This is a genomic window from Amycolatopsis sp. NPDC104775, assembly GCF_055583325.1.
The window spans coordinates 39,347-54,552 of sequence record NZ_JBVJOE010000019.1 but is presented as its reverse complement, the minus strand read 5'-3'; the positions used below and the strand labels follow the sequence as shown (position 1 = coordinate 54,552).

At 69.5% G+C, this 15,206-nt stretch carries 14 protein-coding genes; 7 read left to right on the top strand and 7 right to left on the bottom strand.

The window, feature by feature from the left end; translation table 11 throughout:
- Positions 1-2 precede the first annotated feature (2 nt).
- Positions 3-572 carry a dihydrofolate reductase family protein gene (locus ACZ63D_RS41600; protein ID WP_465359838.1) on the bottom strand — a complete coding sequence of 190 codons (570 nt, stop codon included), beginning with the start codon at positions 570-572 and terminating at the stop codon, positions 3-5.
- Between the two features lie 240 nt (positions 573-812).
- Here ACZ63D_RS41600 and ACZ63D_RS41595 point away from each other — a divergent pair, with 240 nt between their 5' ends.
- The 3 genes from ACZ63D_RS41595 to ACZ63D_RS41585 all read left to right on the top strand — a co-directional run bounded on the left by ACZ63D_RS41595 (position 813) and on the right by ACZ63D_RS41585 (position 3,855).
- Positions 813-1,883 (top strand): G1 family glutamic endopeptidase, encoded by a 1,071-nt coding sequence (locus ACZ63D_RS41595; protein WP_465359837.1) that lies wholly within the window; start codon positions 813-815, stop codon positions 1,881-1,883.
- Between the two features lie 189 nt (positions 1,884-2,072).
- Positions 2,073-2,522: a hypothetical protein gene (locus ACZ63D_RS41590; RefSeq protein ID WP_465359836.1), complete on the top strand. Its 450-nt coding sequence runs from the start codon at positions 2,073-2,075 to the stop codon at positions 2,520-2,522.
- 160 nt (positions 2,523-2,682) lie between these two features.
- Complete coding sequence (locus ACZ63D_RS41585) at positions 2,683-3,855, top strand: hypothetical protein (RefSeq protein WP_465359835.1); 1,173 nt, start codon at positions 2,683-2,685, stop codon at positions 3,853-3,855.
- Between the two features lie 39 nt (positions 3,856-3,894).
- Here the strand turns inward: ACZ63D_RS41585 and ACZ63D_RS41580 are convergent, their stop codons facing one another.
- Positions 3,895-4,788, bottom strand: a complete 894-nt coding sequence (locus ACZ63D_RS41580) for an NADP-dependent oxidoreductase (protein WP_465359834.1) — start codon at positions 4,786-4,788, stop codon at positions 3,895-3,897.
- A gap of 86 nt (positions 4,789-4,874) precedes the next feature.
- On the opposite strand from ACZ63D_RS41580, the gene ACZ63D_RS41575 reads away from it, so the two are divergent.
- Complete coding sequence (locus ACZ63D_RS41575) at positions 4,875-6,584, top strand: CocE/NonD family hydrolase (protein ID WP_465359833.1); 1,710 nt, start codon at positions 4,875-4,877, stop codon at positions 6,582-6,584.
- A complete protein-coding gene (locus ACZ63D_RS41570; protein ID WP_465359832.1) occupies positions 6,581-6,943 on the top strand; it encodes a putative quinol monooxygenase in 363 nt (120 codons plus the stop codon). The genes ACZ63D_RS41575 and ACZ63D_RS41570 overlap by 4 nt, the downstream gene beginning before the upstream one ends.
- A 62-nt stretch (positions 6,944-7,005) precedes the next feature.
- Here the strand turns inward: ACZ63D_RS41570 and ACZ63D_RS41565 are convergent, their stop codons facing one another.
- Genes ACZ63D_RS41565 through ACZ63D_RS41550 form a run of 4 tightly spaced genes read right to left on the bottom strand, consistent with a single transcriptional unit; the run spans position 7,006 to position 10,428 of the window.
- A complete protein-coding gene (locus tag ACZ63D_RS41565; RefSeq protein WP_465359831.1) occupies positions 7,006-8,106 on the bottom strand; it encodes an alpha/beta hydrolase in 1,101 nt (366 codons plus the stop codon).
- A gap of 14 nt (positions 8,107-8,120) precedes the next feature.
- Complete coding sequence (locus ACZ63D_RS41560) at positions 8,121-8,972, bottom strand: hypothetical protein (RefSeq protein ID WP_465359830.1); 852 nt, start codon at positions 8,970-8,972, stop codon at positions 8,121-8,123.
- A gap of 23 nt (positions 8,973-8,995) precedes the next feature.
- Positions 8,996-10,156 carry a serine hydrolase domain-containing protein gene (locus ACZ63D_RS41555; RefSeq protein ID WP_465359829.1) on the bottom strand — a complete coding sequence of 387 codons (1,161 nt, stop codon included), beginning with the start codon at positions 10,154-10,156 and terminating at the stop codon, positions 8,996-8,998.
- Positions 10,157-10,188: 32 nt separating this feature from the next.
- A complete protein-coding gene (locus ACZ63D_RS41550; RefSeq protein WP_465359828.1) occupies positions 10,189-10,428 on the bottom strand; it encodes a hypothetical protein in 240 nt (79 codons plus the stop codon).
- 159 nt (positions 10,429-10,587) lie between these two features.
- Between ACZ63D_RS41550 and ACZ63D_RS41545 the strand changes: the two genes are divergently transcribed.
- Positions 10,588-12,843 carry a helix-turn-helix transcriptional regulator gene (locus ACZ63D_RS41545; protein ID WP_465359827.1) on the top strand — a complete coding sequence of 752 codons (2,256 nt, stop codon included), beginning with the start codon at positions 10,588-10,590 and terminating at the stop codon, positions 12,841-12,843.
- A gap of 17 nt (positions 12,844-12,860) precedes the next feature.
- Here ACZ63D_RS41545 and ACZ63D_RS41540 read toward each other — a convergent pair whose 3' ends face one another.
- Positions 12,861-13,790, bottom strand: a complete 930-nt coding sequence (locus ACZ63D_RS41540; protein ID WP_465359826.1) for a DMT family transporter — start codon at positions 13,788-13,790, stop codon at positions 12,861-12,863.
- Between ACZ63D_RS41540 and ACZ63D_RS41535 the strand changes: the two genes are divergently transcribed.
- Entirely contained in the window at positions 13,789-15,201 is a 1,413-nt protein-coding gene (locus ACZ63D_RS41535; RefSeq protein WP_465359825.1) for an aminotransferase-like domain-containing protein, read from the top strand. The two genes, ACZ63D_RS41540 and ACZ63D_RS41535, sit on opposite strands and share 2 nt — an antisense overlap.
- The last annotated feature ends 5 nt before the right edge of the window (positions 15,202-15,206 follow it).

Here is a 15,206-nt window from a genome sequence, read left to right as displayed (position 1 = left end):
GCTCAGCGCCGAGTCTCGTATCGGGTCAGGACCGCGCCGCCGGGAAACGTCTGTGTCTCCACGAGATTCAGGCGCACCCAGCTGTCCAGCGCGGGGAAGAACGGCGTACCGCCACCGATCAGGACCGGGTGGGTGACCAGCACGTACTCGTCGACCAGCCCGGCTCGCACGGCCGCACGGGCGAGTGTCGCGCCGCCGATGCTCATCGGGCCGCCGTCCTCGTTTTTGAGGCGGGTGATTTCGGCGAGCGCGTCGCCGGAGACGACGCGGGTGTTCCAGTCGGCCTTGTCGAGCGTCGACGAGAACACCACCTTCGGCGTGTCCCGCCAGTTTCGTGCGAACTCGATCTCCGCGGCGGTCGCGCCTGGCTGCTGGTCGCCGGTCGGCCAGTAAGAGCTCATCGCCTCCCACAGCTTGCGCCCGTACAGCGACGTGCCGATGCCCAGTTCGTAGTCGAGCCACCATTGGAACAGTTCGGTGCTCGGCGGCCCGCTCCAGCCGATGTCCGCGCCGGGTGCGGCGATGTAGCCGTCCAGGGACACGTTCATGCCGAAGATCAGTTTTCGCGTCATGCCAGCCTCCTGTGAGTCAGTCTCACGCATACAGACGAGTGCGGCACGGAAACCTAATCGGTGCGAACGCACGGCCGAATCATTCAGCAGGGCGGCAGAGATTCCGGCCTTTGGCCGCTGGTTTGCGCCAGAGGGCGGTGGAACACTGTGCTGATCCCGGAAGCATGCCATGGCTTCCTTTCCCCGTGGACCGAGATCGTTTCCGGAACAACGGTCAAAGCCCGGAACAGGACGTATCTCATGACAAAAGCACGAAGACGTTCGACAGTGCTGGCCGCCGTGCTCGCGGCCCTGTTCGCGCTCACTTGCGGCACCGCGAACGCGACCTATCGAGGCGCGTGGGCCGGGGTGTTCAGCACCAAGGCGAGCTGCGACTCCTCGAGCGCGAACCGGAACGACCCGCCGGAAGTGCTGACCTATCCCTGCGAGTACCACACCAGCGACCCGCGCAGCCCGAGCGGCGGCGGTCTCGCCGGCTGGTATTACTTCTATCGGTATTCGGTCAGTATGCGGCTTTCGTCGTCCTCACCCCAGCTTGCCGGTAAAACGTTGCCCGCCAACGGTTTCGCCGACGCAGCCCAAGACCAGACCCAAGTCGGACCGTCGATTCGCGGGCGCGGAGCCGCCACGGTCACCAATTTCACCTCACGGAACTGGGCGGGCTATTTCACCACCAATGCGGCCCATACGACCGATTTCCGGTCCGTGCACGCGCGATGGGTCCAGCCCAAGGTCACCTGCCCGGCCGCCAAGGACGCCTGGGTCGTATCCTGGGTGGGCATGGACGGCTGGTGGAACGACGTCGTCGAACAGGGCGGTTCCTCGGCACGCTGCGTGAACGGCGTCGCTCAGTACGCGCTCTGGTGGGAGATGTTCCCGCACAACACCATCCAGACGGCGAACCCAGTCAGACCGGGCGATCTCATCGACGCCACTGTCGCTTACGACGCCGCGGCCGCGAGGTTCCGCATCGTCGTCAAGGACCTCACCACCGGGCAGACGCTGCAGCAGGTCCAGCCCTGCTACCCGGACATGGGCGGATGCCCCCGGGTCAACGCCGAGGTGATCACCGAGACCCCGCTCGGCGGAAACGCGGGCGACGGCGTGTTCTTCCTGCCCGACTACCGGGCAGTGAGATACGACCACGTGTCCGTGACCGATACCAGCGGGCACGTTGGCACGTTGAACAACGCACACTGGGATCTCGGGCACGTCGACCAGGTCAGCCCGTCGAGCGGCGTCCGCAAGCAAACTACCTCGGCCCTCGGCTCGGGCGGTGCGTCGTTCAGCACGGTCTGGGTGCACGAATAACCGCGCTTCGGATTTCGCGGCTCGGACGAGCGCGGGTGGTGGGCTCCCCGCGCTCGTCCGGCCGTGGTGACCGCGTCACCGTGACACCCGGGGCACCGCCCGGCCAGAATCGTCTCCGCCGGCACCGGCCTGACTGCAATCCCAGCGTTTTCCTCGATTCTCGGGTGCGAGCACGAGAAAGGTGGCGAGATGCGAAAGAACGTTGTCCTGCCCGTGGTGGCCGCGAGCGTCGCGGCGTTGACGATGAGCCTGACGTCCCAGCCGGCCGCCGCGGCCCCGAAGCGCCCGTGCGGGCCTCCGGTGGCGACCAAGGGCCACGGCACGAAGGGCACCCCGTTCACTCTCAAATCGATGTACGACGACGACGGCCCGCAGGAAGGCGCGGTGGTCGTCGGCGAGGAGTTCGAAATCCTGACCAGAGTTTCCGGGCAGGTGTGGGACATCGTCTTCACGTACAACCGAAAATCGTTCTTCACCGGCAAGGACACCTCGAAGCCGGGCGGGATCCGGGAGGTCCGCATGACCCGGTACCTCGGCGGGAAATCGCACGTGGCGGCACACGCGAAGAACGAGAAGACCGGGGAGGTCGTCGACGGAGCCGTCGACCTGCCGGTCGCGCCGCCGGGCTGCGGCGGCTGACCTCGGAAAGGCCTCGACCCGCAGTCGAGTTCGCCCGGCCCTGGCGGGCTGGTCCCACCGCCCGCCAGGGCCAGAGTCCGCGATGTCGTTTCACCGCGGCAAAACCCGATCGGCGCGAATGCGTCCGCCGATGTCCGCAGCACTTCTCGAAGGACCCCTGATGCCCATCATCCGATCCTCGATTCTTCCTGTTCTCGCCGCACTGGCCGTTTCCTTCGCCCCCGCGGCGACCTGGCGGGTCGTGCCCAGCGCCGATCGCGCCGGGCAAGCCGAAAACTTCCTGGAGGCGACCGCGGCCACGGCGGCCGGAGACGTCTGGGCGGTCGGGCACGACGCCGGCGTCCAGACCGGCGGGCTCGACCGCACCCTCGCCGAACACTGGGACGGGAGCAGCTGGCGGATCGTCGCCAGCCCGAACCCGGACGGCGACTCCGACCTGCTCGGCGTGGCGGCGCTGTCCCGCACCGACGTGTGGGCGGTCGGGCTGTCCCGCCCCACCCCCAACACGCTGGTCCCGCTCGTCGAGCACTTCGACGGCAAAGCCTGGTCCGTCATGCCCGTGCCCAGCCCCAATCCGAATCCGCCCACCGGCTCCGGGCAGTTCACCGAACTCACCGGAGTGTCCGCGATCTCGGCGGCGGACGTGTGGGCCACCGGCTGGTTCACCGACGACCGGGGCCGCATCGTGCCGCTTTTCGAGCACTGGAACGGAACCGCGTGGCGCATCGTGGCCCCTCCGGCGCAAGGCCCGGCCGCGCGGCTGCTGCCCCGGGCGATCTCGGCCCGCGCCGCCGACGACGTCTGGGTCGTCGGAACCGACAACACTTCGACCCAGACTGTGCGCACTTTCTCCATGCATTGGAACGGAAAAGCCTGGTCCGTGGTGCCCACGGTCAACCCGATCCCCGGCGCGGCCAACGCGTTGTCCGCGGTCGTGGCCATCGCACCGGACAACGTGTGGGCGGTCGGAGACGGCGGAGCGGGCAACGTCACCGACCTTCCCCTGATCGAGCATTTCGACGGGCATTCGTGGTCGAACGCGGTGCCTGCCAACGCGAAAACGCCCGGCAGGCTGTTCGGCATCGTGGCCAGGTCGGCGAGCGACGTCTGGGCGGTCGGCGACCGGCATCCGTCGCCGTCGGGCCTGGGGAGCACGATGATCCAGCATTTCACCGGCACGGCGTGGACCGCGGCCCCCGCTCCGGAGCCGTCGGGCAGTGCGTTGGCCGGGGTGGCGACGGCCGCGGGCAATGCGTGGGCGGTCGGCACGCAGGGCGCACCGGCCGGGTCCTGCTGCATCCGGACTTTGGTGGTGCAGACCGCGGCGGCCTGACCGCGGAGGGGCGGCACCCGCCCCTCCGCCACCGGCTGGTCAGACGAGCAGAACCCGGCGTCCGCGCGTGTGCCCGGCCTGGCTGTCCGCGTGCGCCGCCGAGGCTTCGGCCAGCGGATAGGACTTGTCGACCGGGATGCGGAGTTTTCCGCGTGCGATCAGGTCGACGGTCTCGGCCAGGGCTTCCTTCATGTTCCCGCCCACCCCGGCGAAGCGGATGCCCAGCATCGGGGCCTCCAGGTCGGCGATGGTGACCACCTTCGCCGGATCCCCGGTCAGGTCCAGCAAACCGCGGAGGACGCCGGTGCCGTTGAGGTCCAGGGCGGCGTCGATCTGGCCGAACTGGCGGACCCGGTCGACCCAGCCCTCGCCGTAGGTGGTCGCGATGGCGCCCAGGCTTCGCACGTAGTCCTGGTTCGCCGCGCTGGCCGTGCCGATCACCTTGATCCCCCGGTCGCGAGCCACCTGCAACACCGCTGACCCGACCCCGCCCGCGGCGCCGCTCACCAGCAACGTCTGTCCAGTTTGGACACCGGTCATCCGGATGACGCGGAGCGCGGTTTCGACCACCGACGGGTACCCGGCCGCTTCGGCGAAACTCAGCCCGGACGGCAGCCGCGCCCAGGACGACAGCACGGCGAATTCGGCGTAGGTGTTCGAACCTCGGCCCAGCACCAGGTCCCCTGCCGCGACGTCGGTGACGCCCTCGCCGACCTCGTCGACCACGCCGGAAGCGTCCTGGCCGACGCCGGAGGGCAGTTCGATCGGGCGGATCCGCTGGAACTGGCCTTCGCGAGTGCGCCAATCGTGCGGGTTCACCCCCGCCGCCCGCACGGCGACGCGGATCTGGCCGGGACCGGCGTGCGGCTCGGGAACCTCTGCCAGCTCAAGAACTTCGGGGCCGCCATAGGCGGCGAAGCGCACTGCTTTCATGCTCGCCAGTTAACAACAACGGTTAGTGTTTTGCAACCGTTAGTGTTACGGTCGGCCGCACCCAGTCCGCTCCGAGGGGAGAACCCGTGCACCCACCCCGCATCGACGCCGGTGTCCAGATGAAGACCCGCGACGGGGTCACACTGACCGGTGACCTGTACCGTCCGGCCGCCGACGGCCGCTGGCCCGTGCTGCTGCACCGGACCCCTTACGACCGGACGGGCGTTTTCCGCGTTTCAGGGCTGGTCGCCGATCCGGTGTGGCTGGCCCGGCAGGGCTTCGCGGTGCTGGTGCAGGACAGCCGGGGACGGTTCGGCTCCGGCGGCGAGTTCGACTTCGTCACGCAGGAGTACAACGATTCCTTCGACGCGATCGACTGGGCCGCGCAGCAGCCGTGGAGCGACGGCAACGTCGGGATTTACGGCTCCTCGTATCTGGGCATGACCGTGCTGCAGGCGGTCGCGGCCCGGAATCCGCGGCTCAAAGCGGCGGTGGCGATGATCGGGACCGCTGACATGCGCCACACCGCGCGTCCGGGCGGGCTGTTCGAACTGGGCTTTCTGACGCTGTACGCGCTCGGGATGGTGCAGGAAGGTCTGGACCACACTTCGTTGAGCGCGGCCGAGCGGGAACGGGTGCGAGAACTGCTGAACGAGGCGTTCGCCGACCGTCGTGCCGCGGTGAGCCAGTTGCCGTTGACCACCCTCGCCCCGCTTGACGACAGCCGGGTCGCGACGTTCTGGAGAGATTGGCTGCGTTCGCCGCACGATCCGTTCTGGGACCGGCCGACCTTGCTCACCGAGCCGGAACGGGTAGACATTCCGTTTCTGCAGATCACCGGGTACCGGGATTTCACCAGCCCGACCCAGTTCCGGCTCGCGACCCGGTTGGCGGGCAATGAAAAAGCCAGCCTGATCGCGGGACCGTGGACGCACGCGGGCACGTACAGCGCGTTCGGCGACGTCGGCGCGCGAGTGTTGCCCAACGCGGCAGCCGGGGTGCCGACCTGGAGTCCGGTGCTCGCCGCGTTCTTCGACCGCCATCTGCGCGGCGGCGACGGTTCGGATTATCCTTCCGCCGCACGGTATTTGTCCGGACGAGTCAGCTATTTCATCGGCGGAGCGAATACCTGGGCGAACGCACCCGCGTGGCCGCCCGCATCGGCGGTCGAAGAATGGTCGCTCTCTTCAGCCGGTCTGCTGACCCGCGAAGGAGGCGACGGCTCGGATACGTTCACTGCCGATCCGCACCATCCCTTTCCCACGCACGGCGGAGTAATCGCTTTCGAGGGCGAACCTGCTGCGGCACCCGGCGGTATCCAGGATCAGCGTGCAGTCGACGGACGCGAGGACGTGCTTCTCTACACGAGCGCACCGCTGGCCGAGGAAGTGACAATCGCCGGGCAGGCCGAGCTGATCGCGTACCTCACCAGCACCGCGCCGGACGCTGACGTGTGCGTCACGCTGGTGGACGTCGAGCCCGACGGTTTCGCGCTCAATGTCGCCGAGGGCGCACAACGGGCGCGGTATCGCAACGGCGGCGACACCGACTGGCTCGACCCCGAAGAACCCAGCCGCGTAACAGTCACCTTGCACGATGTCGCGCATCGATTCGGCCGCGGACACCGTATCCGGGTGCAGATCGCCGGATTCAGTTTCCCTCGTTATAGCCGCAATCTGCACACTCGCACAGTGCCGGAATTCGGCACTCTCGACGAGGCGGTTGTCGCGCAGCACACCTTGCACCACAACGAAAAGTCACCTTCCGCGCTGCGCCTTCCGGTGCTCGGCGCATGAACGAACAGGAGCTTCCCTTGTCCGAGATCGTGGTTATCGCCCGCCTCCAGGCCAAACCGGGCCGCGGCGCCGAACTGCTCGCACTGTTTTCCGAACTGGTTCCCGAAGTGCTACGCGATGAGCCGGAAACACTGCGGTACGCCTTTTACGTCGAACCGGATGAGGACCCGTTGCGGGTGACAGTGGTCGAGAAGTACCCCTCGCGAGACGCCCTCGACGCGCACAACACCGGCGTGCTGACCAAGTATCTGCCCCGGCTGCTCGAATTGCTTGACGGTGCCCCGGAGACAGTCGAATTGCGACCGGCGGAGCTGGCGGTCGCGGTCAGCGCGGACGACGCTGCCCGGCTGAGTCTCTAACGCACAACGAATCGGTGCCCTCTGAAACCCGGGCACCGATTCGTTGTGCGAGGACTAGGTTTTCACGCAGCAGCGGCGAAAGCTTGCTCCAGCCGCGGCACGTAGTCCACTAGATCCTGTCCCCAGCATCCGGCGGTGTGCTTGCCCTGGCAGTTCGGTCCCCACGTCTTGCCGTTGCCGTAATTCACGGCGTAGTAAGGATGTCCGGCCTTGTCCAGAGCCGCCTTCATGTTCTGCTGGGCGGCTTCGGTGACCGACTCGGCGAACGCCGGTTCGTCGAGCAGGACGTTGACCGGGTTGCCGTTGCCCGAGCCGGTGTAGAGCGAAACGCCGACCCCGGCGAGCTTCGCGGCGTTCACGACCGGCCCGCGGGACAACGCCGCGGACATGTCGCCCGCCTCGTTGAGCGGCCCGAAAGCGGAATCGGTCGGCACGGCCGGGCCGAATCCGCTGCCGCCGGAGCCCTCGCCGGAGCCGGACGTGCCCGACATCGCGAAGCCGACGTTGGACAGCGTGCCCCGGATCGCGGTGCGGACCCAGTACAGGTTGAAGTCGATCGCGCCGGACAGCGAAACGGCCTGGGCGAACAGGTCCGGCCGGTCCTCGGCGTAGTGCAGCGCGCCGAAGCCGCCCATCGACAGCCCGCCGACGGCCCGGCCCGATTTCGCCGCGATGGTGCGGAAATTGGCGTCGATGAACGGGATCACCTGGTTGAGGTGGAAGGTTTCCCAGTTCTGCGCCCCGGCCGCGGTGTCCTGGCGGACCCAGTCGGTGTACCAGCCGCGGAGCCCGCCGTCCGGGATCACGGTGATCATCTTCTGGCTGGCCAGCATCGCGGGGTACGCCAGATGCGGGTTGCCCGGGTCGTCGCCGACGCCGTGCAGGAAGTAGAACACCGGGTAACGCGTGGTGGTGTCGGTGTAGTAGCCGCTCGGGACGATGACCCGGATGTGGTGCTGGCCCGCGACCGCCGGAGTGGTCACGGTGAGGACGAAGTTTTCCGGGGTCCCCTGCGGCGTCCCGACCTGGGTGAGGCCGGAGCCGTCGGTCAAGGTCGGCAAGGCCGGAGTGTCGGCGTGGGCGGCGGGGCCGGCGAAGGCGACGGCCAGCACCGCCGCGGCGGCGGATACCAGGGCGCGCGTGCGCGTGAGCAACGGTTTCATGGTCGCTTTCTCGGTCACGGGTTCTGGGTCACGTGGAAGCCGGCGCCGTAGGTGCCGGGGTGCGCGGCGTCGCGGGCGCGCAGGTCGGCGAGGATGTTCGCCGAGCTGGTATAGGCGTACTGCGGGACGCCGAGGATGATCGCCTTGGTGATGCCCGCCCACGGTCCGGCCGCCTGGAAGTTGTTGCCCTGTCCGGGGTATTCGGTGCCGGGCACGTGCCAGATCGCCGGGCCGCCGGAGTCGTTCGCCTGGTGCTTTGCCCAGCACTGGTAGACGCCGTTGGCGTTGTTGGTGATCCGCCCGTACCAGACGCCGAGCTGGCCGGACACCACGAGCTCGTTGTTGTTGTTCAGCGCGGCGCCGAGCAGGCGTTCGTTCGGCAGCGGCGGGTTCAGCGCGTTCGGGCTGGGCTGCCCGTCCGGGGCCTCCATCTCGCCGGTCTGCTTGAGGTACGGCCCCTGCGAGGACAGCGTCACCGAGGGCACCAGCTCGATGATCATGTAGTCCTTGGTCGGGTGGCCGGTCATCGACCCTTCCCGGTCCTTGAAGTACCGCACGTAGCCGATCGGGCCGAACGCGGTGTCGTTGCGGTCGTAGACCGGTGCGATGTTCTCCGGGATGTCCCGGTCGGAGTAGTGCTGCCCGGGAGCATCCATCAGGCAGTGCCCCGCCGAGACGGCGATCTTCCGGTCGTACTTGTCGGTGCCGACCGCGCCGATCGTGCAGAAATGGTCGGGGGTGTTCAGGTTGAACAGGATCTGCATCGAGTTGAAGACCCGTTTGGCGGGTTCGGCCGAGGCGCTGGCCGCGCCGGTGACCGTCAGGACGATCGCCGCGATCGCGGCGAGGAAACTTCGGGTGCGCACGCGCGCTCCTTGCTTCGTAGGGTTCACTGCTTGCTGCCGCAGAGAGCGGAGTCGATCACTTCGAGAGGCGACGGCTTGATGCTCGTCAGCTCCCACGCGTTGGTCATCATCGACGCATACCGGCCGTCGTCGGTCGCCGCGGTCCACGAGGTGTAGCCGGACACCGCGATGCCGTTGTGGTACCAGGCCTCCCCGCCGCAGGACAGCGTGAACGCCTCCAGCCCGAGGCCAAGGCCGACGTAGCTCGGAACGTGCACCGGCACCTGGATCGTCCGGCGCATCTCGGCCAGCGCGGCCGGGGAAACGACCTTGCCGTCGAGCAGCGCGCGATAGAACTTCGGCAGGTCCGCCAGCGTCGACACGACCGCGCCCGCCGAGCTCTCGATCGACGGCTCGGAGACGACCGGGGCCGAGGTCGTCTCGGTCCAGAAGAAGAACGGGCCGGACCGGACGCCGCGATACCCGGGAAGGTACGGCGCGGGCAGGGACCGGTCGCCCGCGCGCGGGAAACTGGTCTGCGCGAGGCCGAGCCGGTCGATGATCCGGGTGGTGATGGCTTCGCCGACGGACATCCCGGTGACCTGCTCGATCAGCAGGCCGTTGATCAGGTAGCCCAGGTTGGAGTACAGCACGCCGGCGCCGGGCTCGGAGGCGGGCGGGAAGTTCCGCAGTCCGGTCTGGACCAGGTCGCGCAGGGCGATGCTGCCGTCCGGCTTGATGAACCCGGCGGCTTTCTGCGCCCACACCACCACATCCGGGGCGGGGATTCCGGCGGTGTGCTGGAGAAGCTGCCGCACGGTGATCCGGTTGCCGTCGTAGCCGTTGCCGTCGACGAGGCCGGGCAGGTACCGCTCGATCGGCGCGTCGAGCACGACCTTGCCCTCGTCGACCAGCTGCATGACAACCGAAGCGGTGAAGGTCTTGGTCTGGCTGGCGACGCGGAAATGCTCGTCCGGCCCCGGCGGGCGCGCGGGGCCGGAAATCGTGGCGCTGCCCGCCGACAGATGCCACGATCCGGCCGCGTTGCCCGCGTAGACGGCGGCGCCCGGTCCGGCGTGGGACTGGTAGCCGTTGAGGACGGCCTGGGTGTCGGCGTGGGCTCCGGCCGCGGACGCCGGTCCGGCCAGCGCCGCCGCGGCGACGACGCTCGCCACCACCGCACCGGCTCGTCTCAGTCTGCTCACGAACTCTCTCCTCTGTTCAACGGATTTCGCGGCTATCTGGCCTGGTACCGGCAGACGGCCACCGCCACGACGAGCAGCAGCAGCACGCCCACCAGCACCAGGCAGCCGAACCCGCCGCTGTCCGCCCGGCGGCGCTCCGCCTGCCCCATTGGCGGAACGCCGGGATGGCATCGGGAGTAGTGCCGCGCGCACTGCTCGGCGCTCTGCGGCTGCGTGAGCCAGGGGGTCCGGTAGCCGCATTCGCCGCACCAGTACCGGAAATCGGCGGCCATGTCTCTCCGATGAACAACTGCCCGGGCAGGAGGGTCCGGTGCCGATCATCGTGGTGTTCGCGCAGGTCGGCGCACCAGAGCAGAAGCCGGTCAAACGTGACCGGCCGGCGCGGTAAGCTCGGTTCGGGGTAAGCGGACGCATAGTGAGGGGTCTCCGCGGTGACGAGCCGGGCCGGCGTGCTGCTGCGGGAGGCGCGGCGGCAGGCGGGGTTGACGCAGGAGCAGCTGGCGGAACGGGCCGGGGTCAGCGTCAGCACCATCCGGAGGATGGAGAACGGCAAACCCACCGATCCGCGGATGGGCACCGTGCAGCTGCTGGCCAACGCTCTCTGCACCACCGCGGCGCAGCGGCGCGCGCTGCTGGCCGAATTCGGCGCGCCGCCCGAGCCGGAGGAACCTGAGCCCCCGCGGATCCGCGGCGCGCTCGCCGAGGCCGCGGACCAGTTCGCGCGGGTGGTCGCTGCCCGGTGGCAACGCGAGGAAGAGCAACGCCGGGTCCACGACCCGTTCCCGTTGCCGGTGCGCTGGCGCCAAGCGCCGGAGCGGCTGACCGATCGCTGGGACAACATCCGCAACGCCCGGCCGGGCAGTGCCGCGGAACCGCTCGACCTGACCGGCGAACTCGACGACATCTCCGGCGTCTACCGGCGCGTCCCGTCCGGGCGGCTGGTCGTCCTCGGCCGGGCCGGTTCCGGGAAGACGATCCTGACGCTGCGGTTCGTGCTGGGCTGTCTCCGCACGCGCGCGCCGGCCGAACCCGTCCCGGCGATCTTCGCCCTCGGCTCGTGGGACCCGACGGCCAGCACGTTGCGGGACTGGCTGATCGAACGCCTCCCGCAGGACTACCCCGACTATCCCGGCCTGACCCCGTCCCTGGCCGCCGAACTGGTCGAAAGCGGGTGCATCCTCCCGGTTCTGGACGGGTTCGACGAGATCGCCGCCGGACTGCACGCCGCCGCGCTGGCCGCGCTCAGCGCCACCTCGCTGCCGTTCCTGCTGACGAGCCGTCCGGCCGAGTACGCGACCGCGGTGGCCGCGACCGACGTGCCGACGTCGGCCGCGGGCGTGGAACTGCTCGACCTGACCCCGGCGGACGTCGCCAACTACCTGCCCCGCACGACCGGTCGCGACGGCGACCTGTGGGCTCCGGTGCTCGCCGAACTGCGCGCCAGCCCGGACGGACGCCTGGCCACCGCGCTGAGAACCCCTTTGATGGTGGTCCTGGCCCGGACCGTCTACAGCGATGTCCCCGGCCGGGACCCGGCGGTTTTGCTGGACCCCAGCCGGTTTCCGACCTCGGACGCGCTGGAGGACCATCTGCTCGCCAGCTTCGTGCCCACCGTCTACCGGCACCGGCCGCCGCACGTGGCCCGTCCGCTCCGGAGCTGGGACCCCGAACGCGCCCAGCGGTGGCTGGGTTATCTGGCTCAGCACGTGGGCCAGCTCGACGAGCACGATCTGGCCTGGTGGCAGCTCGGCTCGTCGCTGCGCCGGTCGTCGCGGATCCTCGCGGTCGTGCTGGCTTCGACGCTCGCCATCGCGGTGCTGAACTGGCTCGTCTTCGTCCCGCTCGACCTCATCGATCGCGGCACGGCGTTCACCTTCCGCGCGGGCCTGATGGACGGGCTCCTGATCGGGCCGATGGTCGGGCTCGCGTTCGGGCTGGTCCACGGCCTGATGATCGTGTGCGGCGGCTGGAAAATCGAGCCGACGCGGGTCCAGATCCGGCTGCGGGGACGGCATCGGACCGGCAGGCAGTTCGTCCGCGCTTACGCCTCCCGGCTCGGCGCCGCCCTGCTCGGCGGGTTCGTGATCGGGCTCGGCTACGGCCCGGTGAACACCGCTTTGCACGGCCTGCTCTTCGGCTTCCCGCCGGACGGCAAGTCGCTGGCCGAGAAAATGCTCGTCCCGACGCTCGTCTACGGCCTCGTCTTCGGGCTCGCGGCCGGGCTGGTGTTCGGGCTCATGGCCGCGCTGGAGATCCCGCTGGACGTCGGATCGGCCGCGACTCCGCTCGGCCTGCTGGCCACGAACCGCACGACGGCGTTGCGCCAGCTGCTCATTCTCGTACCGGCAGTCGCCCTGGCCATCGCTTTCGGCGGGCGGTTGCTGGTCGAGCTGCTCGAAGGCCCGCTAGGCCCGCTCCGGTGGCCGCTGTCGTCGGGCTTGCTCATCGGGGCGGTCGGCGGTCTCGGCGGCGGGCTTTCTTATCTGCTGGCGTTCACCGCCTGGGGACAGTGGGTGCTGCTGGCCCGCCTCTGGCTTCCGCTGACCGGCCGCCTGCCGTGGGCGGTGACGGAGTTCCTGGACGACGCGTACCGCCGCGGGGTGCTGCGGCAGGCCGGAGCGGTTTACCAGTTTCGCCATGCGCGGCTGCAGGATCACCTCAGTCGCGAGTATCGCGCGGCTGCCTGACCCGGCGAGCTGATCGGCTAGCGCACCGGAGGCCGGGCAGTCCGGACCCGCACCGCGCTCCCCGCGCACACCACCACCGCCAGCCCGCCCAGAACGGTCTGCCAGGTCAGCTCCTCGCCCAGGAACACCGCCGCCCAGAGCAGATTCAGCACTGGCTGCACCAGCTGGACCTGGCTGACCTGGGTCATCGGCCCCAGGCCCAAACCCCGGTACCAGGCGAAAAATCCCAGATACATGCTGACGACCGCCAGATACGCGAAAGCCGCCCACTCGCCCACTGTCGCATGTGGAGGGTGAGCAGCCATCGAGACGACGGTCAACGCGACCATCAACGGCGAAGCGACCACCAGCGCCCACGAAACGGTCTGCCAGGCGCCCAATTCCCGCGCCAGCAAACCGCCCTCGGCGTAGCCCACCGCGGCGGCCAGTACCGCACCGAAGAAAAGCGCGTCCGACCACTGCAGTCCGCTGAGGCCACCGCCTTGCAGGACGGCGAATCCGATCGCCGCGACGGCTCCGACCGCGGCCAGTGCCCAGAAAATCGCGGGCGGACGTTCACGAGTGCGGAGCACCGCTACGACAGCCGTCGCGCCGGGGACGAGTGCGATGACGACGGCGCCGTGGCTGGCGGAGGCGGTGGTGAGGGCGTACGAGGTCAGCATCGGGAAGCCGATCACCACTCCGCCCGCGACGACGGCCAGGCGGAACCATTGGGTGCCGCGCGGGAGGCGTTGCCTGGTGACGACCAGCGCGACAGTCGCGAGCAGTGCGGCCACCACCGCGCGCCCGGCGCCGATGAACGTCGCGGAGAGGCCGCCGTTTTCCACCGCGACCCGGGTGAACGGCATCGTGAACGAGAACGCCACGACGCCGAGCAGGCCCCACCAGAGCCCGGCCCGGGGTAGCGCCGGTGCGTGCGGGAGAGTAGCGCTATCCTTCAGTTTCATGTCCGACGATAGCAGCTCCCGGATCGCTTCGTCCCTGCGCGAGTGGATCGCGACCGCGCCGGCGGGGGCCAAGCTGCCGTCGTCGCGGGAACTGGTCGCGCGGCATTCGGCCAGTCCGGTGACTGTCCAGAAAGCGCTGCGCAGCCTGACTTTTCAAGGGCTGGTGGAAAGCGTGCCGGGGGTCGGCACCTTCGTCCGAGCCGCGCCCGCCACCGCATCCGGCGACTACAGCTGGCAGACGGCGGCACTCGGCACGCCAGGGCACGGGGTGCTCAACCAGCCCGCGTCGCTGCAACCGGTATCCACCGACACAGTAGCGCTTCATTCCGGGTATCCCGACCCAGAGCTGCTGCCGGAGCGGCTCGTCCGCAGCGCGTTCTCCCGGGCGGCGCGGACAGCCGCCCTGGTCGGACGGCCGCCGACCGCAGGCATTCCCGAACTGCAGTCCTGGTTCGCCGCGGAACTGCGCGCGGCGACCCCGGCCGGGATCGCCCCGGTCACCCCGCGAGACGTCGTGATCACCCCGGGCAGCCAGAGCGGCCTGGTCACCGCCTTCCGCGCGCTGGTCGGGCCGGGACAGCCGCTGCTGCTGGAATCGCCGACGTACTGGGGCGCGATCCTCGCCGCGACGAAAGCGGGCGTCGCGGTGGTGCCGGTGCCGAGCGGCCCGAACGGACCGGACCCCGACGTGCTGGACCGGACCTTCGAGCAAACCGGCGCGCGGGCCTTCTACGCGCAGCCCAGTTTCGCCAGCCCGACCGGCGCGCTGTGGCAGCCCGAGCTGTCCGGCCGCGTCCTCGACATTGTCCGCCGGCACGGCGCGTTCCTGATCGAAGACGATTCCGCGCACGATTTCGGCATCACCGCGGAACCCCAGCCGCTCGCGGGCCGGGACGACGGCGGGCACGTGGTCTACCTCCGCTCCCTCACCAAGAGCGTCTCCCCCGCGATCCGCGTCGCCGCGCTCGTCGCCCGCGGCCCGGCGCGCGACCGGATTCTCGTCGACACGCTGGCGGAGTCGATGTACGTCAGCACGGTGCTGCAAACCGTCGCGCTCGACATCGTGACCCAGCCCGCGTGGCGCACCCACCTGCGCCGGGTCCGGCAGCAGCTCAAAACCCGGCGGGACCTGCTGCTGACCGGGCTCGGCGAACACGCGCCCGCGGTGCGCGTGGAATCCGTGCCGCGGGGCGGGCTGAATCTCTGGGCGCGGCTGCCCGGGACGGTCGAGCTGGCGCACGTGGTCCGCGACTGCGAGTCCGCCGGGGTGATCATCGGTTCCGGCGACGAATGGTTCCCCGCCGAACCGACCGGACGATTCATCCGGCTCAGCTACGCCGGACCGAATCCGGACGCGTTCGCCGACGCGGCGCGGGTGATCCAGGAAGCGGTGCTGGCGAACGCCGGATAAGCCCG

Excerpts from the sequence above, each read along its gene's own strand:
- ACZ63D_RS41565 (WP_465359831.1), bottom strand. The coding sequence starts at position 8,106 with ATGAAACCGTTGCTCACGCGCACGCGCGCCCTGGTATCCGCCGCCGCG.
- ACZ63D_RS41550 (WP_465359828.1), bottom strand. The coding sequence starts at position 10,428 with ATGGCCGCCGATTTCCGGTACTGGTGCGGCGAATGCGGCTACCGGACC.
- ACZ63D_RS41600 (WP_465359838.1), bottom strand. The coding sequence starts at position 572 with ATGACGCGAAAACTGATCTTCGGCATGAACGTGTCCCTGGACGGCTAC.
- ACZ63D_RS41595 (WP_465359837.1), top strand. The coding sequence starts at position 813 with ATGACAAAAGCACGAAGACGTTCGACAGTGCTGGCCGCCGTGCTCGCG.
- ACZ63D_RS41590 (WP_465359836.1), top strand. The coding sequence starts at position 2,073 with ATGCGAAAGAACGTTGTCCTGCCCGTGGTGGCCGCGAGCGTCGCGGCG.
- ACZ63D_RS41540 (WP_465359826.1), bottom strand. The coding sequence starts at position 13,790 with ATGAAACTGAAGGATAGCGCTACTCTCCCGCACGCACCGGCGCTACCC.
- ACZ63D_RS41535 (WP_465359825.1), top strand. The coding sequence starts at position 13,789 with ATGTCCGACGATAGCAGCTCCCGGATCGCTTCGTCCCTGCGCGAGTGG.
- ACZ63D_RS41570 (WP_465359832.1), top strand. The coding sequence starts at position 6,581 with ATGAACGAACAGGAGCTTCCCTTGTCCGAGATCGTGGTTATCGCCCGC.
- ACZ63D_RS41580 (WP_465359834.1), bottom strand. The coding sequence starts at position 4,788 with ATGAAAGCAGTGCGCTTCGCCGCCTATGGCGGCCCCGAAGTTCTTGAG.
- ACZ63D_RS41585 (WP_465359835.1), top strand. The coding sequence starts at position 2,683 with ATGCCCATCATCCGATCCTCGATTCTTCCTGTTCTCGCCGCACTGGCC.